This window comes from Lactococcus sp. EKM203L (assembly GCF_011800585.1).
Classification (GTDB): domain Bacteria; phylum Bacillota; class Bacilli; order Lactobacillales; family Streptococcaceae; genus Lactococcus; species Lactococcus lactis.
Genome location: NZ_JAALEQ010000003.1, coordinates 258,882 through 282,989, shown reverse-complemented (window position 1 = coordinate 282,989; position 24,108 = coordinate 258,882). Strand labels below are relative to the sequence as shown.

At 35.7% G+C, this 24,108-nt stretch carries 19 protein-coding genes and 1 pseudogene; 19 read left to right on the top strand and 1 reads right to left on the bottom strand.

Features of this window, described 5'->3' with window-relative positions:
* Positions 1–9 precede the first annotated feature (9 nt).
* From rpsA to HFD15_RS07090, 18 genes and pseudogenes are all read left to right on the top strand, one after another.
* Complete coding sequence (gene rpsA / locus HFD15_RS07175; RefSeq protein WP_003132594.1) at positions 10–1,236, top strand: 30S ribosomal protein S1; 1,227 nt, start codon at positions 10–12, stop codon at positions 1,234–1,236.
* 150 nt (positions 1,237–1,386) lie between these two features.
* Positions 1,387–2,103: a nucleoside phosphorylase gene (locus HFD15_RS07170; protein ID WP_023189630.1), complete on the top strand. Its 717-nt coding sequence runs from the start codon at positions 1,387–1,389 to the stop codon at positions 2,101–2,103.
* Between the two features lie 128 nt (positions 2,104–2,231).
* Entirely contained in the window at positions 2,232–2,945 is a 714-nt protein-coding gene (gene pnuC, locus HFD15_RS07165) for a nicotinamide riboside transporter PnuC (protein ID WP_012897492.1), read from the top strand.
* Between the two features lie 95 nt (positions 2,946–3,040).
* Positions 3,041–4,975 (top strand): annotated as a pseudogene (uvrC, locus tag HFD15_RS07160) (excinuclease ABC subunit UvrC); the annotation flags it as partial.
* Between the two features lie 235 nt (positions 4,976–5,210).
* The gene (gene mutY / locus HFD15_RS07155; RefSeq protein WP_058208782.1) at positions 5,211–6,374 is read left to right on the top strand and encodes an A/G-specific adenine glycosylase; all 1,164 of its coding nucleotides are present in this window, start codon (positions 5,211–5,213) and stop codon (positions 6,372–6,374) included.
* A 65-nt stretch (positions 6,375–6,439) separates the two neighbouring features.
* The gene (gene pepV / locus HFD15_RS07150; RefSeq protein ID WP_058208783.1) at positions 6,440–7,858 is read left to right on the top strand and encodes a dipeptidase PepV; all 1,419 of its coding nucleotides are present in this window, start codon (positions 6,440–6,442) and stop codon (positions 7,856–7,858) included.
* 102 nt (positions 7,859–7,960) lie between these two features.
* Entirely contained in the window at positions 7,961–8,320 is a 360-nt protein-coding gene (acpS, locus tag HFD15_RS07145) for a holo-ACP synthase (protein ID WP_021468491.1), read from the top strand.
* A 44-nt stretch (positions 8,321–8,364) separates the two neighbouring features.
* A complete protein-coding gene (alr, locus tag HFD15_RS07140) occupies positions 8,365–9,468 on the top strand; it encodes an alanine racemase (RefSeq protein ID WP_003132601.1) in 1,104 nt (367 codons plus the stop codon).
* Between the two features lie 160 nt (positions 9,469–9,628).
* Complete coding sequence (locus HFD15_RS07135; RefSeq protein WP_010905585.1) at positions 9,629–10,057, top strand: Spx/MgsR family RNA polymerase-binding regulatory protein; 429 nt, start codon at positions 9,629–9,631, stop codon at positions 10,055–10,057.
* Positions 10,058–10,194: 137 nt separating this feature from the next.
* Positions 10,195–11,502, top strand: coding sequence for an NAD(P)/FAD-dependent oxidoreductase (locus HFD15_RS07130; protein WP_058208785.1), 1,308 nt, complete (start codon positions 10,195–10,197; stop codon positions 11,500–11,502).
* A gap of 125 nt (positions 11,503–11,627) precedes the next feature.
* Positions 11,628–12,545: an ABC transporter ATP-binding protein gene (locus HFD15_RS07125; protein ID WP_012897497.1), complete on the top strand. Its 918-nt coding sequence runs from the start codon at positions 11,628–11,630 to the stop codon at positions 12,543–12,545.
* On the top strand, positions 12,542–14,044 hold the full coding sequence (locus tag HFD15_RS07120) for an ABC transporter permease/substrate-binding protein (RefSeq protein WP_167593346.1): 1,503 nt from the start codon (positions 12,542–12,544) through the stop codon (positions 14,042–14,044). The genes HFD15_RS07125 and HFD15_RS07120 overlap by 4 nt, the downstream gene beginning before the upstream one ends.
* Before the next feature lie 262 nt (positions 14,045–14,306).
* Positions 14,307–16,685 (top strand): cell wall anchor protein, encoded by a 2,379-nt coding sequence (locus HFD15_RS07115; RefSeq protein ID WP_167593345.1) that lies wholly within the window; start codon positions 14,307–14,309, stop codon positions 16,683–16,685.
* Positions 16,672–17,226, top strand: coding sequence for a hypothetical protein (locus tag HFD15_RS07110; protein ID WP_023189859.1), 555 nt, complete (start codon positions 16,672–16,674; stop codon positions 17,224–17,226). The genes HFD15_RS07115 and HFD15_RS07110 overlap by 14 nt, the downstream gene beginning before the upstream one ends.
* A gap of 14 nt (positions 17,227–17,240) precedes the next feature.
* Positions 17,241–17,630 (top strand): hypothetical protein, encoded by a 390-nt coding sequence (locus HFD15_RS07105; RefSeq protein ID WP_167593344.1) that lies wholly within the window; start codon positions 17,241–17,243, stop codon positions 17,628–17,630.
* Positions 17,631–17,701: 71 nt separating this feature from the next.
* A complete protein-coding gene (locus HFD15_RS07100) occupies positions 17,702–18,175 on the top strand; it encodes a hypothetical protein (protein ID WP_235586222.1) in 474 nt (157 codons plus the stop codon).
* 28 nt (positions 18,176–18,203) lie between these two features.
* Entirely contained in the window at positions 18,204–18,581 is a 378-nt protein-coding gene (locus HFD15_RS07095) for a hypothetical protein (RefSeq protein ID WP_025016716.1), read from the top strand.
* A 16-nt stretch (positions 18,582–18,597) separates the two neighbouring features.
* Entirely contained in the window at positions 18,598–19,137 is a 540-nt protein-coding gene (locus HFD15_RS07090; RefSeq protein ID WP_023189856.1) for a hypothetical protein, read from the top strand.
* A 52-nt stretch (positions 19,138–19,189) separates the two neighbouring features.
* Here the strand turns inward: HFD15_RS07090 and HFD15_RS07085 are convergent, their stop codons facing one another.
* Positions 19,190–21,286 carry a heavy metal translocating P-type ATPase gene (locus HFD15_RS07085; RefSeq protein WP_058208120.1) on the bottom strand — a complete coding sequence of 699 codons (2,097 nt, stop codon included), beginning with the start codon at positions 21,284–21,286 and terminating at the stop codon, positions 19,190–19,192.
* 201 nt (positions 21,287–21,487) lie between these two features.
* Between HFD15_RS07085 and HFD15_RS07080 the strand changes: the two genes are divergently transcribed.
* Positions 21,488–24,108 (top strand): KxYKxGKxW signal peptide domain-containing protein (locus tag HFD15_RS07080; RefSeq protein ID WP_167595243.1); only part of this gene is annotated, 2,621 nt, incomplete at its 3' end.

Genomic DNA, 24,108 nt, shown 5'->3' with positions numbered 1-24,108 from the left:
TTTTTACAAATGAACGAATTTGAAACATTATTAAACAGCGTTGAAGACGTTAAAGTACGTGACGTCGTTAAGGGTGAAATCCTTTCAGTTGAAAACGGGCAAGCAACTGTTGCCATCGTAGGAACTGGTGTTGAGGGTGTCCTTACACTTCGCGAAATCACTAACGATAAAGATGCTGATATCAATACATTCGTTAAACCTGGAGATGTTCTTGATTTGCTTGTTATCAAACAAATCGTTGGTAAAGAAGCCGAAGGTGCAAACGTATATCTCCTTTCATTGAAACGTCTTGAAGCTCGTAAAGCTTGGACTCAATTGGAAGGCAAAGAAGGCGAAATCGTAACAGTTAAAGTTACTAAAGACGTTAAAGGCGGACTTTCAGTAGACTATAACGGTGTTCGTGGATTTATCCCTGCATCTATGATTGACACTTACTTTGTTAAAGATACTAAGAAATTTGTTGGCGAAGAAATCGAAGCTAAAATTATCGAAGTTAACGCTTCAGAAAACCGCTTCATCCTTAGCCGTCGTGCAGTTGTTGAAGCTGAAGCAATCGAAATGCGTAAAGAAGCTTTTGCACAACTTCAAGAAGGCGATATCGTTGAAGGTACAGTTTCACGCGTAACTAACTTCGGTGCATTCGTTGACCTTGGTGGTATCGACGGATTGGTTCACGTTTCTGAACTTTCACATAGCCGTATCAAACGTCCATCAGACGCAGTAAAACCTGGCGATGTTGTTAACGTTAAGATCTTGAAACTCGACCCAGAAGCTGGACGTCTTTCACTTTCACTTAAAGCTACACAACCTGGACCATGGGAACAAGTTGAAGAAAAAGCACCAGTTGGATCAACTGTTGAAGGAACTGTTAAACGTTTGACAGACTTCGGTGCCTTTGTTGAACTTTACCCAGGTGTTGAAGGACTTGTTCACGTTTCACAAATTTCATGGGAACGTGTTGAAAATCCAAAAGATGTTCTTAAAGTTGGTCAAGTTGTGAACGTAAAAGTTCTTGACGTGAAACCTGCTGAAGAACGTATCTCACTTTCAATCAAAGCGCTTGAAGAAGCTCCAGCTCGTCCAGCTCGTAACAACGACAACGACGGTGAAAAACGGGATCGCAAACCACGCGCACCACGTAAAGCAGCTAAACCTTCATACGATTTGCCTGAAACACAAGAAGGCTTCTCACTTGCTGATTTCCTCGGTGAAGACTTCGATATTAACGATTTGTAAGAAAAATTCAAAAATATCCTCTAAAAGACCCGCTGGGTCTTTTTTTGTACATAAAGGCAGTCAAATCGACTTTGAATTGTCTGAAATATTTGCTATAATTTAATTGTTTAATAGTTAAGGATTATTTGTTTATTAAAAAGAGAGGGAAAAATGGAAGAAGGACAAGCGCATATTCAATTAAAGAAGACTGATGCTAGACTTGATGCAATTATTGTAGGTGATCCAGCTCGAATAGATCAGGTCGCAAAATTTTTGACCGATGTAAAAAATTTAAAATACAATCGAGAATTTCGCTCAATCTGTGGAACTTATAAAGGTAAGGAACTATTAGTTTTGTCAACAGGTGTAGGTGCACCGTCAGCTGCTATTGCGATTGAAGAGCTTCATAATATTGGAGTTAAGAGAATTATCAGAGTAGGTTCTGCGGGTGCTTTGCAATTAGGGATCGATTTAGGAAGTCCAATTATTGGAGAAGGAGCAGTACGAGATGACGGTTTGACAAAAATGTATGTACCCGAACAATATCCAGCAGTTCCATCTACTGATTTGTTAAATAAAGCAAAAGAAATTGCTCCTGATGCTTTTTATGGAATTATTCGTTCTCATGATGGTTTTTATATGGATAATCATGAAGAAACTCAAGCATATTGGTCTAAATGTGGAATTGTGGGCGAAGATATGGAATCTGGTGCATTGTTTACAGTCGGACGTTTACGAGGAATAGAAACTTTATCCATTTTGAATAATGTTGTTGCTTACGGAGGAGATTTACAAGCGGGAGTCAATGATTTAGTTTCAGGAAATGATAAAGTTAATAAAGGTGAGCTTCGGACAATTGAGATTGCTCTAGAAATTTTAAATCGCTAATATAAATATTACTTGTAAATTGATTAAAGTTGAAAAATAGAACTGAAATTACCATCATATTTTAAATTAATAAAGCGGTAAGCGTTATTCTTGACTGCTTTTAAGCGTTAGGATAAAAAGGAGAAAAAATGACAAAAGATTCTTGGCTTTTTAAGCAACTTTTTGCAAATTGGAAGAAATTTGAAATCACATATATCTTAATTTTATTGTTCTTACAAGTGATTGTCTATATCATTGCCCCTGATTCTTTCATTGGAATGATATCTGGTGTATTTGGTGTACTTTGTCTCATTTATGGGATGAAAGGCCGTAAAATTAATTTTGCATTTGGTTTAGTTCAGACCTTAGCGATGACTTTAATTGCTTATCAGACTCACTCATGGATGAGTTTTGTTATGGGAATTTTTTATGTCTTATCTCAACCTGTGGGGTGGTTTTTTTGGGGACAGGATGATGCTATCCATGAATTTAGACCAAAAACTCGTCGTCTAATTTTTCTAGGTGCTTTTATTGCTTGGTTGGTCGTTTGGGGCATAGATGCCCTATTAAATGGGCAACTTCCTTATTTTGATGCTCTAAATTTAATTATTCCACTCATTGCACAAGTATTGTATATTTTGAAATATAAAGAAAATTGGTCGCTGTGGATTGTGGTTAACACGGCAGCAGTAATTTATTGGACAATTTTAACGGTACAATTTATTATGGGAGTAAACACCCAAGGGCAGTTAGGAATGTATTTATCGCAGGTTGCCTTACAAGGAGCCCTGCTCTTCAATGCAATCTACGCTAATCGAGTTTGGGCAAGTGGTGAAGCTGATAATGAAGGCGGAACTAAATAACAAGTGAAAATGACTCAAGTAAATGGGTCATTTTTTTGTTTTATAAACGTCCAAAAGAAGAGCAGCTCCTACATTTTTTTGCTATAATAAACAATATGAATCAAACGATAAAAGCAAAGTTAGAACTATTACCAGATAGTCCTGGCTGTTATTTACATAAAGATAAAAATGGGACAGTTATTTATGTCGGAAAGGCAAAGAATCTTAAAAATCGAGTGCGCTCTTATTTTCATGGTTCTCATAATACCAAGACAGAATTACTAGTTTCTGAAATTGAAGATTTGGAATGGATTGTTGTAGGTTCAAATATTGAATCTTTAGTTTTGGAAATCAATCTCATTCAACGTTATAAGCCTAAATATAATATTATGCTTAAGGATGATAAATATTATCCTTTCCTAAAAATAACAAATGAAAAATATCCTCGTTTGTTGGTCGTCCGTAAAGTTCAAAAAGATGGTGCGACTTATTTTGGACCTTATCCAGATGTCAAAGCTGCCAATGAAGTTAAACGCCTTTTAGACCGAATTTTTCCATTTAGAAAATGTGGCTTACACGAGAAAAAAGTATGTTTCTATTTTCATATTCATCAGTGCTTATGTCCAGTAGTTAATCATGTTGATCCTCAAGTTTATAAGGAGATGACCCAAGAAGTGAAGGAATTTCTGACAGGTTCTGATAAAAAAATTGTTAAAGAACTTGAAGCAAAAATGATGATTTCTTCTGATAATATGGAATTTGAGCAAGCTGCTGAATATCGGGATGTGATTAAGGCAATTGGAACTTTAAGAACAAAACAACGGGTCATGAATCAAGATTTGAAAGACCGCGATGTTTTTGGATATTATGTTGATAAAGGCTGGATGTGTGTCCAAGTATTTTTTGTACGCCAAGGAAAATTGATTCAGCGTGATGTGAATATGTTTCCGTACTATAATGATGCTGAAGAGGATTTTTTAACTTACATTGGACAATTCTATCAAGATAATAATCATATGATGCCAAGGGAAATTTTTATTCCGCAAGACATCGATAAGGAATCTGTGGAAGCAGTAGTTGCAGCTAGCCAAGAGGGAAATTTATTAACTAAAGCTCAAGCTAAAGAAGTGGATGCAAAAGTTTTTACGGCCAAGACGCTTAAATTTTCTGATCAAAAAGATGTTGAGCAATCAATTGTTAAACTTGATAAAGAATTATCAGCCGAAAAACGTTTATCATCACTTTTAGCTAAAACACAGATTGTTCAACCAAGCCGTGGTGAGAAAAAACAATTGGTTAATATGGCAACTAAGAATGCTCAAAGTCAATTACAATTGAAATTTGATGTGGCTGAGCGTGATATTTTGAAAACGACTAAAGCAGTTGAAAACTTGGGTAAAATTTTGGGAATACCAAAACCTGTAAGAATTGAGTCATTTGATAATTCAAATATTATGGGGACTTCACCAGTATCTGCAATGGTTGTTTTTATTGATGGAAAACCTTCAAAAAAAGATTATCGGAAATATAAAATTAAAACAGTGGTTGGTGCTGATGACTATGCTTCAATGCGCGAGGTGATGACGAGACGTTATTCACGAGCTTTAAAAGAAGAAACGGCTCTTCCTGATTTGATTGCAATGGATGGTGGGGCTGGTCAAGTTAACATTGCCAAGCAAGTTTTAAAAGAGCTTGGGCTATCGATTCCGGTTGCTGGGATGCAAAAAAATGATAAGCACCAAACGTCAGAATTACTTTTTGGTGACCCTTTAGATGTAGTTCCCTTGTCAAGACAATCTCAAGAATTCTTTTTGCTGACCAGAATTCAAGATGAGGTTCACCGTTTTGCGATTACATTCCATAGACAACTACGTGGTAAAAATACATTTTCAAGTAAATTGGACGGTATTGTTGGACTTGGTCCAAAACGAAAACAAAAGTTACTGACAACTTTCAAAAATTTGAAAGCAATTGAAGAGGCAAGTGTACAAGAAGTGGCAGAAGCTGGCATTCCTTATGAAGTAGCAGAACGTGTGAAAACAACTTTGTCTGGACCAATTCAAGAAAATGAAAATTGGGAATCACTCAAGGATAATGTTCCTCTTTTAGAAGGTAAAAAATAAAGTAATCAAAAGAATTGTCAGTAAATCTGTCAGTTCTTTTGATTCTTGAAAAAACATAAAAATTACTGACAGAAATTCTGTCAGTAAAATAAAGTAGTTATTGCAAATCTGTCAGTAAATATTTACTGACAAACTAGGAATTAAGAAAGTAATTGGAGAATCGATGGACTGGTCTAAGAATCAAATAAAGGAATTTCAGCAAGATTTACTTTCTTGGTATGATGATAATAAAAAGCCACTCCCTTGGCGAAAAACAACTGAACCTTACAAAATATGGATTTCAGAAATCATGTCCCAACAAACACAGGTTGAAACTGTCATGCCATATTATGAACGTTTCATGAAAAAATATCCGACGATTGAAACTTTAGCTCAAGCTGATGATGCTGAACTTCTAAAACTTTGGGAAGGCTTGGGCTATTATTCTCGCGCTCGTAATCTAAAAATCGCAGCGCAAGAAGTTGTTGATAAATATAATGGAAAATTTCCTGACAATCTAGCCGATATATTATCATTAAAAGGAATTGGACCTTATACAGCCGCTGCAATTGCTTCAATTTCTTTTGGACTCGCTGAGCCTGCAATTGATGGAAATCTAATGCGCGTGACCAGCAGGCTGTTTGAATTAGATTGTGATATTTCTAAAAGCAGTTCAAGGAAAATTTTTGATGGCTACCTAAGAAAGCTCATCAGTAAAAAAAGACCAGGTGATTTCAATCAGGCGTTGATGGATTTAGGTTCTTTAGTTTGTAGCCCAAAGAGTCCTAAATGTGAAGTTTGTCCCTTACTAAACTATTGTGCAGCAGCAGCGTCAGGAAAACAATTAAATTATCCAGTAAAAACAAAAAAGATAAAACAAAAAGATTTGTATTTTACAGCCTTTGCCTTAGAAAATTCATTAGGAGAATATTATTTAGAAAAGCGTCCATCGAAAGGCCTGTTAGCAGACATGTGGACATTTCCACTGACAGAATTACCAGCAGCAGATTTTGAAAAAATGGTTACTGACGGCTCTGTCAGTAAAAATATTGTCATTCCAGAACTTCCGGAAAGTATTTCAAAAATGGAATATATAGCTAATTTTACTCACATTTTTTCTCATCAAAAATGGCATTTGGCAATCATTAAATTAAAATCAGAAGAGACCTTTGAAGTTGCTGACGAATTATTATCAGAAGACAAAATGTGGGTTCATTTTGATTCAAAAGTACTGACAGAAAATGGTCAACCAAAAGTAAGTCGTTCACAAATTCCACTTGCTGGGCCACAAGTGAAGATGTTTGAGATTTTAGATAATAAGAATAAGAAAATTGATCTGCTAAAATAGTGGAGTAACCATCGAAACCAAATTTTTGGTATAATAGATAAATATACTACTTCAAGGAGAAGATTATGACAACTATTGATTTTAAAGCCGAAGTTGAAAAGCGTAAAGACGCTTTGATGGAAGATTTATTTAGCCTTTTGCGCATTGATTCTGCAATGGATATGGAACATGCAGATGCTGAAAATCCATTTGGTCCTGGTCCAAGAAAAGCATTGGATGCATTCTTGAAGATTGCTGAACGTGATGGTTATACAACTAAAAATTATGATAATTATGTTGGACATTTTGAATACGAAAATGGTGCAAGTGATGATGCAGAAGTTCTTGGAATTATCGGTCACTTAGACGTTGTTCCTGCAGGTTCTGGTTGGGATTCAAATCCATTTGAACCAGAAATTCGTAATGGAAATCTTTATGCTCGTGGAGCATCTGATGATAAAGGTCCAACTGTTGCATGTTACTATGCTCTTAAAATCTTGAAAGAACTCAATCTTCCATTAAGCAAAAAAATCCGTTTTATCGTTGGAACAAACGAAGAAACTGGTTGGGCAGATATGGATTACTATTTTGAACATTGTGAATTGCCATTGCCTGACTTTGGTTTCTCACCTGATGCTGAATTCCCAATCATCAATGGTGAAAAAGGAAATATTACAGAATATCTCCATTTTGCAGGCAAAAATGATGGAGAAGTTGTTCTTCACAGCTTTAAAGCTGGTCTTGCCGAAAATATGGTTCCAGAATCTGCAACTGCAGTAATTTCAGGTGCTAAAGATTTACAAGCTGCACTTGAAAAATTCGTAGCTGAACATGCAAGCAAAAATCTTCGTTTTGACCTTGAAGAAAGTGCTGGAAAAGCGATAATTACACTTTATGGTAAATCAGCACATGGTGCGATGCCAGAAAAAGGTGTAAATGGAGCAACTTACCTTACTTTATTCTTGAACCAATTTAATTTTGCTGATGGTGCTGCTGCTTTCATTAAAGTTGGATCTGAAAAACTTCTTGAAGACCATGAAGGTGAAAAATTGGGAACAGCTTATGTTGATGAATTAATGGGTAATACTTCAATGAACGCTGGTGTTTGGTCATTTGATGAGAATTCTGAAGGTAAAATCGCGCTTAACTTCCGTTTCCCACAAGGAAATAGTCCAGAACGTATGCAAAAAATTCTTGCTAAACTTGATGGTGTTGTTGAAGTTGAACTTTCAAAACATCTTCATGTTCCACATTATGTTCCAATGTCAGACCCACTTGTATCAACATTAATTGATGTTTATGAAAAACACACAGGCCTCAAAGGTTATGAAACAATCATTGGTGGTGGAACATTTGGACGTCTTTTAGAACGTGGTGTTGCTTATGGTGCGATGTTTGAAGGGGAACCTGATTCAATGCACCAAGCTAATGAAATGAAACCTGTTGAAAATATTTATAAAGCTGCAGTAATTTATGCTGAAGCAATTTATGAACTTACAAAGTAATTTATAAAAATAAAGAGTTTAGTGACTAAGCTTTTAAGGGTTTAAAAATCTGGCATAATTTGCCAGATTTTAACCTTTTATTCCATAAATAGAGGTGGAAAAATGGTTTTTGGAACAGGTGTTGATAATGTAGAGCTTTCTCGAATTCAAAAAGCACTGACACGTTCTGAACGTTTTGTGGAACAGGTTCTTACGGCAGTGGAGTTAGAAAAATATAATAGTTTTCAATCTACAGCTCGTAAAACTGAATTTCTTGCGGGACGTTGGGCAGCAAAGGAAGCTTTTTCTAAAGCTTACGGTACGGGATTTGGTAAGGCTTTGGGCATGCATGACCTTGAAATCAAAAATGATGAATTAGGAAAACCCTATTTTACTAAACATCCTTTTGATGGACAGGTTCATTTATCTATCTCGCATAGTAATTTAGAAGCTGTTGCTTTTGTTGTTTTGGAAAAGAATTAAAAAGTAATAAAAATTTTTGCTTAAACTAGAGGAAGGTTTAAAAGATGAAAACTTCTCCACATCGCAATACGTCAGCCATTGTTGATTTAAAGGCGATTAGAAATAATATTGAAAAATTTAAAAAGCATATTCACCCTAACGCGGAGATTTGGCCAGCAGTGAAAGCAGATGCTTATGGTCATGGCTCGGTTGAGGTTTCTAAAGCGGTGAGCGATTTGGTAGGCGGTTTTTGTGTATCAAACCTTGATGAGGCAATTGAATTACGGAATCATTTGGTAACTAAACCGATTTTAGTTTTATCAGGAATTGTTCCAGAAGATGTTGATATTGCAGCTGCTCTTAATATCAGTCTTACTGCCCCAAGTTTAGAATGGTTAAAATTGGTTGTTCAAGAAGAAGCAGAACTTTCAGATTTAAAAATTCATATTGGTGTAGATTCTGGTATGGGTCGGATTGGGATTCGGGATGTTGAAGAAGCAAATCAGATGATTGAACTTGCTGATAAATATGCGATTAATTTTGAAGGGATTTTCACTCACTTTGCGACCGCCGATATGGCTGATGATACAAAATTTAAAGATCAACAGGCAAGATTTAACAAAATTATGGCCGGCTTATCACGTAAACCAAAATTTGTTCACTCAACTAATACGGCCGCCGCTTTATGGCATAAGGAACAGGTTCAAGCTATTGAACGCTTAGGTATTTCAATGTACGGCTTGAATCCAAGTGGTAAAACTTTGGAACTTCCTTTTGAAATCGAACCTGCTCTCTCTTTAGTTTCTGAATTGACTCATATTAAAAAAATAGCCGCAGGCGAAACAGTTGGTTACGGTGCAACTTATGAAACAAGTGAAGAAACATGGATTGGAACTGTTCCAATTGGTTATGCTGATGGTTGGACTCGTCAAATGCAAGGCTTCAAAGTGTTGGTAAATGGAGAATTTTGTGAGATTGTTGGTCGAGTTTGTATGGATCAAATGATGATAAAACTTGATAAATCTTATCCTCTAGGAACAAAAGTTACCCTGATTGGTCGTGATAAGACTAATGAAATCACGACGACAGATGTTGCTGATTGGCGTGGAACGATAAATTATGAAGTGCTTTGTTTACTTTCTGATAGAATCAAACGAATTTATAAATAAAATGAAAAAAACTGTATTTTTGCAGTTTTTTTCATTTAGGTTAAAAATGAATTAATTCCTAATCTTTTCCTCATGATACCCTTTACAAATTGTCTTTTTATGGTAAAATATAATTAAGATATAAATGAGAAAGCCATAAGAAAAAAATGAGGTGAACACTATGATAAAAATATACACAGTAGCATCTTGTAGCTCTTGTAAAAAAGCAAAAGAATGGTTGGAGAAACAAAATCTTGCTTACCAAGAAATAAATTTGGTTACGAGTCGAATTTGTAAGGAAGATATATTAGAGATTTTAGCATTGACTGAGGAAGGAACTGGAGATATCATTTCTAGAAGAAGTCAAGCTTATCAACGATTAAATATTGATTTTGAAACGATTAAATTAAATGATTTGATTCAAATAATTGAAGAAAATCCAACGCTCTTACGTCGACCTTTAATTGTCGATCATAAGCGACTACAAGTTGGTTACAATGATGATGAGATTAGAAAATTTTTACCAAGAAAAAAGAGAGAGATTCAAATTAAAGTCGCAACAGAAGCTTCTTATAATTTGGATATTGAAGAACAATTTCATGAAGGATAATTCAGTAGTTAGGCTACTGAATTTTTTCTATATAAAGCAAAATAGTTTATTATTTTAGAGAAAAAAAGTAGAATTAAGCTAAAGTGTTGTATCATGAGTACATTTTAAAGATCTATTAATAATTAGGAGGCTAGAGAATGTTTGATTATATTATTATTGGTGCCGGACCTGGTGGACTAGGATTAGCTTATCGTTTAAAAACTAAAGATAACAAAATCGGAATTATTGAGAATGATAAATGGGGAGGAACTTGTCCAAACTATGGTTGTGACCCAACAAAAATGATGATGGCAGTTGTCGAAGCCAAAAGTCGTGTCGAACAGTTAAAAGGGCAGGGTATTTCTGGTGAATTAAACATTGATTGGAAAGGGCTGAAAAGTCGTAAACTAAATATTACTGATCCTTATGAAAAATCAACTTTTGCTGGTTTGAAAAATGCTGGGATAGAAACAATATATGGCAGTGCCGCTTTTAATGACCAAGCAGAGCTTGAAGTTGAAGGGAAAACTTATCAAGCTAAAACTTACATTATCGCAACTGGAAGCCGTCCACGTCTTTTAGATATTGATGGAAAAGAATTTTTAAAAACAAGTAATGATTTTTTAGCGCTTGAAGAATTTCCCGCTCAAATCAGCTTTTTAGGGAGTGGGCCAATTTCATTAGAACTGGCTCAAATTGCTAAAGCGGCTGGAAGCGATGTTACTATTATTTCACGTAAAAAAGCGAGAGTTGCTCATTTTGATGAAGAAATGGGGCAAGAATTTATTAATTACCTTAAAGCTCAAGGTATTAAATTTATCGATGATATTTCTGTAGATAAAGTCGAAAAAGTTGCTGACGGATTTTTACTGACTGACGGGACTGATTTTGAACATAAAACAGATTTAGTGATTGCGGGAGTAGGCCGTCAGCCAAATAGTGATAAGCTAAATTTAGAAAAAGTAGGTGTCGAAACGGATGCTAAAGGTATCAAGGTAAACGAATATTTACAAACAAGCAATTCTAAAATTTATGCGATGGGAGATGTACTTTCTAAAAATCAACCTCATTTGACGCCTGTTTCTTCTTTTGAAGGAGCTTATTTAGGTGAAAATTTAGTTAAGGATGAACCGCAAAAAATTGCTTATCCAGCAATTCCTACAATCATTTTTGGAACGGCAAAACTGGCTGAGGTTGGCCATTTGGCAGGTGAGGGGATTCATACCAAGACTTTAGATTTAAGTTCTTGGTATACTTATAAAAGAATTAATGACCCCTTGGCAAAATTAAAAGTTGCACTCAATGAAAAGCGAGAAATCGTGGGGGCATCAACGGTAAGTTCAGTGGCTGATGAAGTGATTAATTTAATTAATATTTTAATTCAACAAAAAATGACTTTGGCGGATGTTGAAAAAATGATTTTCACTTATCCAACAGTGGCTAGTGACTTAGAATATTTTTACTGACAGAAAATAAATTACTACCGACATTATAATAGTAGAAACAATAAGTTACGGCAGAATAAATTTTTTACTGACAGACTTTATTTTTAAGCTGTCAGTAAATTTTACTGATAGAAATGAGGACATTCATGATTGAATTCCAGAATGTGTCCAAGGCTTTTGCTAACAAAAAAATTCTTGATCATGCTAATTTTACAATTAAAGACCAAGAGTTTTTTGTGTTAGTGGGGCCGAGTGGAAGTGGGAAAACGACTACTTTAAAAATGATTAATCAATTAGTCACTCACAGTGAGGGAAAAATATTAATCAATAATGAAGAAATATCAACGGTAAATTTACGAAAATTGCGCTTATCTGTAGGCTATGTGCTGCAGCAAATCGCTCTCTTTCCTAATTTGACTGTCTCAGAAAATATTGCTTTAATTCCTGAAATGAAGGGGTGGGATAAAGCAAAAATTGCTGATAGAACCAATGAGCTACTTGATTTAGTTGGTTTGAATCCTAAAGATTACGCTCAACGCCAACCTAGTGAATTATCAGGGGGTGAGCAACAGAGGGTAGGAATTTTACGGGCCATTGCCGCAAATCCCAAAATTGTCTTAATGGATGAACCTTTTTCAGCACTTGACCCAATTTCACGACGTCAGTTACAAATATTTATCAAAGACTTACAGAAAAAAATGAATTTAACAGTGGTCTTTGTGACACATGACTTAGATGAAGCACTCTATTTAGCTGACAGAGTCGCTGTAATGAATGATGGATTAATCCAACAAATTTCTGAACCAGCAGATATCTATCAACATCCGGCAAATGATTTCGTTAAAACATTTTTTAAAGAATACCGTCAGAATTTATCAACGGTTTCTGTTGAAAATTTATTACTGACAGAGCTGTCAGTAAATCCAGAAGCGCAAGAAGTCGCTGATAATACAGCTATTTCGGAAATAATTAATCGTCTTTCTGATAAGGAAGTTTTAAAATACAAGGGCAAGTCAATTTCCTCAGATGATATTATATGCTATATCGCAGGAGGTGACAAATGAATCAGCTAATTTCAACTTTTCAAAGCCAGCAAGGCCAATTTTGGCAGGCGCTTTTAGAACATATCCAGATTTCATTAATTTCAATTTTTATTGCAATTCTGATTTCGATTCCTTTAGCTTTATTGTTACGACGTCTTCCCAAAATTGCTGAACCAGTTTTGCAAGTCACCGGAATTTTTCAAACTATACCTAGTTTGGCACTGCTAGGACTCTTGATTCCATTCATCGGAATCGGAAGTTTACCAGCAATTGTCGCTCTTGTTGTTTATGCGATTTTCCCTATTGTTCAAAATACTTATACTGGTTTAGAGCAAATTGAACCTTCTTTAATCGAAGCTGCAACAGCATTTGGGATGAATCGAAGAGAACGATTGATGAAATTTGAGCTCTCATTAGCGATGCCCTTTATCATGGCAGGAATTCGGACGAGTACAGTTATGGTCATTGGTACCGCAACACTAGCTGCTTTGATTGGTGCTGGAGGCTTAGGGAACTTTATTCTGCTCGGAATCAATATGAATGATGTTTCATTGATTTTAATTGGAGCAATTTCATCAGCACTTTTAGCGATTATTTTCAGTAGTCTTTTAAAATTTTTAGAAAAAGCCAAGATAAAAACAATTCTCATCAGTTTTTTCATTGGCTTACTCGTTCTTGGAGGCTCTTATTATCGACCTCAAACTTCTAATCATCCACAAATTACAATTGCTGGTAAATTGGGAGCAGAACCTGATGTTTTGATTAACATGTATAAACTAATGATTGAAAAAGATAGTAATATTCACGTGAACTTAAAATCTAATTTTGGTGATACCACTTTCTTATATAATGCTTTGAAAGCTGGAAAAATTGATTTATATCCTGAATTCACAGGAACCATTACTTCAACATTTTTGAAAGATCCAGTGAGTTCAACTGATCCTAATGTCGTTTGGCAAAAGGCAGAAGAAGGAATAAAAAAACTTAATCAATTTACATATCTGTCCCCAATGAAATTTCAAGATACATATGCAATTGCCGTCAAATCTGATTTTGCTAAAGAGCATCAGCTCACCAAAATTTCTGATTTAGCGAATGTTTCAGGTTTAACTGCAGGCTTTGACGTTGAGTTTGCTAATCGTTCAGATGGAAATATTGGTTTGAGAAAGCTTTATGGTCTTGATTTAAATGTCAAAACCATGCAAAATAGTTTAATTTATAAAGCACTAAATTCTGGTGCTGTGAATGTCGCTGAGGTTTATTCTACTGATAGTCAAATCAAGCAATATAATCTGACTGTCCTGAAAGATGATAAAAATCTTTTCCCACCTTACCAAGCAGCACCATTGATGAAAGAAAGTTTATTAAAAAAATATCCTGAACTCAAAAAGATTCTCAATAAACTGTCAGGAAAAATTACTGACCAAGAGATGATTGAGATGAATTATGATGTTAATGTCAAACAAGAAGATGCTGCGAAAGTAGCAGAAAGATATTTGAAAGCTAAAGGATTGATTTAAAAGAAAAAGTCATTTTATAATGGCTTTTTTTGCTTTAGATGATAAGAAAATCTAAAAGCGCATGTAAAAGTGCAAGAATATGATGTTTTGGTGCTTTAGTAAAATAGCAGCCTACCACTTTTGGTGGGCTTTTTTGTATTCTAAAAGTCTTGTTTTTAAATTAAGTTAAAACAATTAATTTATTTTTACTAAAATTTCTAATTAAGCGTATAATGTTAAATAATCAGAAAACAAAAAATATTCACTAAAAGGAGGTTTTGCATTGGAAAATCAGAAAAAGCACTCTCAGATGAGGTCATCAAGTAAATTTTGGTTACTTAGCACTGGAATTCTTTTAAGTTTGTTAGTGACTAGTCACCCTTTAGCAGTAAAGGCTGATGAAAATTTGACTGTTACATCACCAAACCAAACTGAAGCTGTCACCAAACCAACTGTAAATTCTTCTCTTGCCGCGTCTGATTCGACAACCGAAGGAAATACAGGAAGTTCACAGGCAGAAATGCAAACTAAAGCGGCAAGCTCAATCACTTCACAGGCAAGCACCGCTCCAAATGCCAGTTCAGATTTATCATCTTCAACCAGTTCGGCTCAGACTTCAAGTGGAGAAGCAAGCTCTAATTCTTCAGAGGTTTCAGCTTCATTGAGTTCAAAGGCCTCAACTTCAAAAGCCCCAAGTGTTCCTCTTGATTCATCAAAAGCAAATGTCACAATTGCTTCAAGCCTGTCGGCGAGCGGAACAATCATAAGTCCTGCTCTCACAAATGGTTCAATTGCCAGCCAAGCCAATGGTCAAGACCCTGTAATCAGCACTATTGAAGCAACCGGTTCAGTCGCCAATGACATTACAGGACCAGCCACGCTAGATGGTATCAATATTACAATCAAGGCTAATAATCTTGTGTCCAATAACTTTTTAACGCCTGATGGTCTTCATTGGTCGGCAAATACGCAGGTTATTCCAATCACAGGTCAGGTAACAGGTCAAATCAGTACTGAAAACTTTGGACAAACGGATGGCCCGACCATACCTGCGACCACTTATACTATGAACGCAGGAGATTCTGGACGAATTACTAATGTTGGAAGGACCCTAGCCGGAACCAATCTAGATTTGATTTACAAAGTCATCTCAACAGATGAATCAAGCTGGCAAGCCCCCAAAAAAAGTACGTCCGATTGTCCGATTGGCCTCGCTTTTACAGGCGAACAAAATATTGCCAACTCCGACGGAAACTCGATTGTCGCCCTCTACTACGGGGCAAATAATGTCAACCTCAATTATCAAATCGTCGTACATAATACGAATTTTCAAGTGCCAGTCCTTGCTTCGTTTATCACGACCGATATTGATATGGCCCAAGGAGTCAAGACCAATCTTGCCAACCTTTTAACGGTCATTCCAAAGACCACTAATCTTGCGACCGATTCAAGTGGTGTTATTTATGATACGACGGGCCCTGATACGGATTTGAATGGTCAAGCTAGTCTCCCTTATGGCGGTTATCTGGGTGTCGGTTTTCTGTCAAACTTTGACTATGATTTTTACAGCCCAGCACCAGTACGTAGTGGAGATTCTTATCAATATTCGCAAGGGGTTCGCTATGACCTCTTTGGTTCAGCGCTTCAAGCACATTTGACGACACAAGTCCGGGATATTGTTTATCTTAACTATTATGATGCGGACGAAAACAATCAGCTTATCGTTCCCCAACATCAATTTATCTGGTTTCCAAATGTTTCTTGGAATGTTCCAGCCAGTAAATTCCCACATTATGCTTATGGACAAGAAAGTCAGCACAGAAATGGGAACACAATAATAGTTGGTGATTATTATCATATCCAAAGTACCGTCACTTATGATTACTATGGTACGGACGGTATTTATCTAGGACAACAATCAATCACGGGGCTTTATAACAAACCTTATTCGGTGAATGTGCCTTATAAATTTGGCAATTACTACATCGAAGGAAGCACCACGCAGTCAGGGACTTATCCAAAACATGATGAAATACTTGATGTGTACTACAAATATGTGCCACCGATTGTTTACTATAACACGAGTAATCCTTATGCGACGACTTATTATGCCAATGGTTATGAATATGTTCCGAATTATATTGCACCTGTGATTTATTATGCACTAACTTATGGCCATTACGATGGAGGCACTTCTTACTCTGGTGGTTATGGTTATTCATCAGGAGGAGAGGATGGTTCTACAAGCGTAGCTTCTAGTGGAGGCTATTCTCTTTATGTACCACAATCTGCTTATTATTCTAAAGAAGCTCAGCTTGTAGCAGAAGAAAATGGTACATACAAGACCAGTGAAAGAAAGACTTCAAGTGTAGAAAATGTTGATGACGGCTATGAATACATACAAAATGGGAAATTGTACGTAAATTGGGGGACAGTTAACTCTAAAATTCTAGGTGGAATTTCGGTTAGTATTGCTTCAGTGGGGGTTGCATCGGCAGGGATGAACTTTAATGATGATGACGATAGCCCTCTCTCTCCTGAAAGTGGGGAGGAGCCTGAATGGGATGGATTAGGAGATAGTATTGGGGAGTTCGGAGAATATGAGGAAGAAAGAGAAGAAGATGATTTATATGAAGGAGGTGGAGCGAATGACCCTCAATAATAACTCTGAGAATTTAGATGATATCTTTTTGACCAAAGATAAATTTGAAAAAAATAATGGAAAAACAAGTGAAGAAAAAGCAAGGGAAACCGAGCAAATTGTGACAAATCTTAAAGAAATGCAAGAACATGGGAAGAAATGGGGTAAAGAAAATAAAAATGAAGTTTATTATACTAGGCGAGGCTTAGTCAGATTTAAAAGTCTTACTAAGCAAAAGCCCAGAAGCATAAAAAGAGGAAAAGAATATCAAAAAATAATGGAGGATATTGATACCTATCTCGCTGTCGAAGAGATAAGTCCGGAAATCAAAAAATTACTTCAAGATACTAAGGATTATTTGCTTCAAGGGATATTTGATGTTTTTGATGCTAAACGTTATCTTACGATTAGTTTTGCTTTACTTATTCAGCATGGTAAGCAGTTAAATGAGTCTGAGAAACAGGCTGTTAAATCATTTAAAAATAGAAGATTTGTAAAAAATATTATAACAATCATAGTCATTTGTCTTGGTACATATTTGATAATCAGATTCATAAGATAGAAGGGGAGGATAAAATGTCAAATTCAAAAAAATTTGTATTTATAGCAAATATTATTAGTAGCCTAATGGCTGTGATAATTGGGGGACCGCAAATTTGGAAAAATATTATCCAACCGTTTATCGCAACTTTAAATAACCCACAGATTAATTGGGCTTATTCTTCCAATATTATTAAATTGATTTTAGTAAACCTTGTATTATTACTTTCATGGCTTATTGGTTGGCTAATTTTTCCATTATTATCATGGATTGCTTTTTCTAAAATGGATAAAAAATACAATAAAAAATGGAAAAGAGTTTTGCTTATCGTAGGAATTCTAAGTCTTTTAAGTGCTTTTATTAATATCTATAGTATCCTAATTTTTTTTTTTAAAATTTATAGTTGGAGCACTTTTGGTTTCTAGTTTTTATATTGGAAAGGAAAAATCTTAGACTAAGTTACTCGTTTTTATGGATAAATACTAGGAGGCACCAAATGACCCAGAATAAAGAAGCTGAAAGAAAGCCGATAGACCCAAAAGATGTGAATCAATTTGTTAATGGGCTTAATGATTATCGGGATAACTGGATGGCTGAAATTCATAGTAAAGACTATCTAACACCAAATCGAAAAATTGAGGGAAATAAAAAAAGTAAAAAAGAACAAAAAAATAGTACGAAAGTTTTACAAAAAATTGAGGAGCTTTTAAATGACTCGAATAAATCTGTTGATTCAGAGATGATTCTGCAAATAGCTAAAAAGAAACTAGAAAGTGGGGAGTTTAATTCAGAGGATGCAGAGAGTTTCATTGTACATGATTTATTATTATTGACAACGACACCAGGAAAACAAGGAATAACGAATAAGGAAAGAGATTATATTAATAGTCAGCGAAAAATAGGTGGTATGAGAACAGCCTTGATTTCTGTAATAGGCAACTATCATAATTTTTCTGGCATGGGCAATTAAAATGGGTATATTTAAATAGGTGGAGAAAATGAAATCAATTACTTCCAAAAAAACAGCTTTAATAGGAAACGTCTTAACGACTATTCTGGTAGCTATTATGGGCACAATAAATATCATAAATAATTTGTATTCTTTTACTGGGTATTCTCCTTTTGTAATAGCACTAGTGGGGATAGTTGCAATGTCAGTCTATCCAGTATTAGAGTGGGTGGCATATAGTCGTATTGGTAAAAGGGGAGGGAAATGGTGGAAATTATTTCTATTCGTGATGGGAATATTGTCTATATATCATAGTTATAGTAGTTTGGGAAACCTTTTAGTATTTTTACTTAGAATTATTATAGGAATTTGCTACATCTTTACTTTTTTTCTAAAAGATATCAACCTTTTAAGTAATAGTAATTAGAAAAGGAAGAGAACTAATGAGTCAAAATAAAGAGGCAGAAAATTTAGACGATATATTTTTAATCAAAGATAAGAATAAACCTAAAACAAATAAAGAAAGAAGCAGTGAAGAAAAAGCAAGGGAAACTAAGCAAATTGTGGATAATCTTAAAAAGATGCAAGGTCCTGGAAAGAGATGGAACGAAGAACAGAAGAATGAAGTTCACTATGAAAAAAATGGACTCGTTAGATTTGAAAGCCTTACTAAACAAAAGCCAAGAAAAATTAAAAGAGGAAAAAGCTATCAAGTGTTTATGGAAAATATAGATATTTATCTTGATACTAATGAGGTTAGATTAGAAATAAAAAAACTGCTTCAAGATACTAAAGATTATTTACTTCAAGGAATCTTTGATGTTCTTGATGCTAATCGTTATCTTAGAGGTAATATTTATTTTCTAGTTCATCAAGGGAGTCAATTAAATGATTATGAACGAAAGTTTCTAAAATCATTTAAAAATATCATTACAATCATTAGTATTTGTGTGATATCATGCTTAATCTTTAAGTATATTTAAGTGATAAAAGTTTCATAATTAGTATGAAAAAAACAGAAGAGCATGTGCTCTTCTATTTTTTATCATACCTCAATCCCATCGCGTTGATTGAGACAATCACGGTTGAGATTGACATCAGGACTGCTGCAATGAGAGGGTCAATATAAATCCCTGTAAATGGATAAAGAATACCCGCTGCAACAGGAATAGCAATAATGTTATAGCCTGCTCCAAACCAGAGGTTTTGTTTCATTTTTCTAAGCATGCGTTTGGAGATATTAATCATATCCAAGACGTCACTTGGATTGGAGTTAACTAGGACGACATCAGCGGTACTGATAGCAACCGAAGTTCCTGCTCCAATCGCAAAACCAATCGTAGCAGTTGCAAGAGCTGGGGAATCATTGACACCATCACCAATGAAAAGCACGCCGGCTTTCTTTTGGTACTCTTTCACAATTTCTGCTTTATCTTCAGGTTTTAATTCCGCTCTAAATTCGGGAATATTTAGTGCACTAGCAATTTTTTGAGCAGTTTCTTTATTATCACCCGTGAGCATAACAGGGGTAATTCCTTGGGCTAATAAACCATTAATAAAGGCTTTCGCGTCTGCTTTAGGAGAATCTCCTAAGGCAATAAATCCTAAAACATCTTGTTGTTCATTGATTAGGAAAGATACAGTTAAACCTAAATCTAAATATTGAGCAATCTTTTGTTCATCATAAGAAAGTTGATTTTCACGAAGATATTTATAGTTAACAATTTGATAAAAGTTTTGATTAACTTGCCCTTTAATCCCAACTCCTGGAATATTTTCAACCGCTTCAACTTTTAGATTTTCAAGAGGTTTAGCAGCTGAAACGATTGATTGAGCAATCGGGTGAGTGGAACTTCCTTCAAGTGCTGCCATGATTTGGAGAATGTCTGTTTCATCAGTAAAATCAATAACATTACGAACAATAAACTTACCGTCAGTTAATGTTCCCGTTTTATCCATTAAGGCATATTTAATTGTATTTATTTTTTCTAGAGAAGTTCTGTTTTGAATTAATAAACCATTTTTAGCAGAAATACTGGTTAGGCGAGAAACAACAAGTGGAACCGCAAGACCTAAAGCGTGTGGACATGCAATTACAAAAACAGAAACCGCAAGAAGTAGAGCAAAACTAAAGTTAGAACTAATTGTCCAAAAAACTAATGAGAAGATACCAACAATAAGTGCGGCATAGAAAAGGTAACCAGCCACTCTATCTGCCATATTTTCCAAATTAGATTTTTGAGCTTGGGCTTTCTTGACTAATTCGGCCACTTGATTGAGAAATGAATCTTTTCCAAGGGTTGTGACTTTCATCTCAAATGGTTGGTTTTGATTGAGGGAACCACCATAAACAAGATCATTTGTTTTTTTATTGACTGCTCGGCTTTCACCAGTAATCATTGACTCATCAACGAGCGCTTGACTTAATATAAGGCCATCTGCAGGTATTTTCTCATTTTCTTTCACTAAAAGTAAATCGCCAACTTTTAGTTCTGAAAGCTCCACATCCTTCCCACTTTTTAAGTGAGCTTTTTTGGGAACAAGGCTTGCTAAATCTTTCAATGCATCGCCAGCACCCATGATTGCTTTCATCTCAATCAGGTGACCAATCAACATAATGACAATTAATGTTGCCAGTTCAAACCAGAAGTTCATGCCCATATGTCCGTTAAGACTCATGATTGTGGCATAAACAGAATAAGCATAGGCAACGGTAATTCCCATTGTAATCAGCATCATCATGGCTGGCTTACGGCTTTTTAATTCACCTTTTGCTCCGCTAAAAAAAGGAGTCCCAGAGTAAAAGAAGATAATTGTACCAAGGATAAGTTGCAAAATTTCACTTCCGGGGAATTTAAGGATAGTAAAGCCAGCGATTGGTGAAATGAGTAGTAGCGGAATCATAAGAATGATAGCCACTTTGAGCTTTTTACTCATATCACCCATATGCATCATGTGTCTCCCATGATTCATCATATCCATATTGTCCATATCATGCATATCATGCATATTATCCATATTGTGCATGTTGTGCATCTCATGGTTTTCGTGCTCCATATCCATCATTTCATGATTATGATGATGCTCAGACATCATTTCATCGTGATTAGACGAATGAGTTTTATTTGACATATTTTCCTCCTAAATGAATGCTTTGAAATTTCTATCTATATATAGTTTACAATTGTAAACTATCAAAGTCAAGGAAAAAAGTTGTATTCTATAAATGTTACAAATCAATAACCATAAGGTTTCTTTTGTGACCTAAATGTGATATTATAATATATATTCATAGCGATACTCAATAAAAAAGTATCGGCAAGGAGAGAATAAATGATAAAAATACGGCCAGAAGTGACTACTGTTACCTCCAAGTCTCATTTTCGAACTTGGAAATCAGGGAAAAGTTGGTTATTTGCTACTTCAGCATTAGCTATAATTATCGTTTCAGGAACGATTACTGACCAAAATGTAAAAGCGGACACAGCAATTGATGGTAGTCAGCAAATTAGTGGTATTACTGAGGTAACAAGTTATTCAGCACTAGCTTCATCGACAAATAGTGATGTAGCTGCTAGTCAAAATCAAGTTGCTTATGAACAAGCTAGTGACCAAAGTTTTAATAATTCACTGGCTAACACAGTAGAAACTGATACTGAGGGAATAACTTCAAATGTGTCAGATAGTAGCAATTCAATTAATGAAAGTCAAAATACGACAAGTACAGCGGTTATTCAAACTCCTACAAACAATATCGTATCGCTTGCAGATTCAAGCTCATCAAATGATAATGGCAGCAATTCTATATTAAGTTCTTCTAATGCTGCAGACAGCGTTGATTCGGCAGCTGTCTCTCAAAGTTCAACAAGTTCATCAGTAATTTTGAGTGAAAGTTCAGCAATTGATAGTGGTATTGGATCAACTTCTCAAAGTTCGGAAATGAATCTTGCGGGAAATAGTAGTACTAATGCTTCAAGTGCTGCTGTCGCTTCTTTTACGGCTATTCTAGCGACTAATTCGTCTATGGTACTACCAATACTTACTCAGGCACTAGCTACAACAGCGCCTGCTACAACAAGTGGTTCAGCTACTCTTAACACAACACTCGGAGATCTTGTAAATCAAGCAATTTCGACAGTAGGAATTAGTGGTTTAGAAAATATTTTTAGCACACTTGGAACTTTTAATATTCCAGGAATGACTACAGCCGCGTCAGCTCTTAATGGTGTTGAACAAATCGTCAATATTGTTGGAAATATCCAGGAAGCAGCTGCTAATCCTGGAGCCTTTCTATTAAATGGAATGAAATCTGCAGGTTTAGATGTTAGCCAAATTCCATTAGTTGGAGGGCAAATTGCGGCGTCATTTAATGCTATCCCATCAATGAGCCCTGCTGCTGTGCTTACTTTTCTTGAAAATCCAACAATTCCAGGACTTTCAAGTATTCCGGGGGCAAGTCTAGTACTAAGCCCAGTACTTAGCGCAATAAGTACTGTAACAAGTGGGATTGTTAATCAACTTAATACGACAACTTCCAATGCCTTGGGTGGTGTTAATTTTGATTTAGACACACTTGTCTCTCTTCAAGGAAATGATCTTGTCAACTACTTGGCTGGTTTAGTAGTTAATTCAGCCATTAATCGAGTAGGTCAAATTGCTTGGAGTCAATTATCTCCAACTATTAGTAATATTCCTCTTGTAGGTACTACAGTTAATAATGTTTTAAGCCCAATATTAAATAATCTTACTGGTGCATCTTTGGGTGAAGTTGCGAATTTAACGGGAGTTTCCAGCCTTCTTGACCAAGTAAATAATAGTTTGGGTAATCTTGCAAGCCTTGGTTCAACAGCCTTAGCCACGATTGAGAACACGCTCCAAAATAGTCTAAACTCACTTGGTAAGCTTCCTGCTGGTGCTTCGAATATTCTTAACCAAGTGCTCGATCAGTTGCAAAATGCTATCAATAATATTGTTGTAAGTGCGACGGGGATTGTAAATAATTTACCAGGTCTTGGAGCTATCGAAAATGGTCTTTCGAACACTATTAGTCAAATACAAAATAATATTAATAATTTCGTTAATAATGCACTTAATGGAATAACGACAATTATCAATTCTTTAACTCCAAGTGTTGGTGCTTCAACAGTTAATCCAAATTCTAGTGCTAATAGTAGCCAATCAAGCAGTAGTGCCAGTTCTTCATCAAGTGCAGCTAGTAGTTCAACTTCATCTTCAAATGTATCAAGCAACACGAGTTCTAATTCTAGTGAAGCAAATACTTCAAGTTCGACTTCTAATGCTTCAAGTTCAAGCTCAAGCTCAGAGGGTTCAAGTGCTTCAAGTTCAAATTCCAGTGAAGGTAGTGCCACAAGTTCATCCTCGGTAGACTCAAGTCAATCGAGTTCAGCCGGGGTAAATGGCTCAAGTTCAAGCTCAGAGGGTTCAAGCATTTCGAGTTCAAATTCCAGTGAAAGTAGTATTGCTAGTTCATCTTCGGTAGACTCAAGTCAGTCAAGTTCAGCTGGAGTAAATGGCTCAAGTTCAAGCTCAGAGGGTTCGAGTGCTTCAAGTTCAAATTCCAGCGAAAGTAGTATTGCCAGTTCATCTTCTGTGGGCTCAAGTCAGTCAAGTTCTACTGGGGTAAGTAGCTCAAGTTCAAGCGCAGAAGGTTCAAGTGCTTCAAGTTCAAATTCCAGCGAAAGTAGTATTGCCAGTTCATCTTCGGTGGGCTCAAGTCAGTCAAGTTCTACTGGGGTAAGTAGCTCAAGTTCAAGCGCAGAAGGTTCAAGTGCTTCAAGTTCAAATTCCAGTGAAAGTAGTGTTGCCAGTTCATCTTCGGTGGGCTCAAGTCAGTCAAGTTCTACTGGGGTAAGTAGCTCAAGTTCAAGCGCAGAAGGTTCAAGTGCTTCAAGTTCAAATTCCAGTGAAAGTAGTGTTGCCAGTTCATCTTCGGT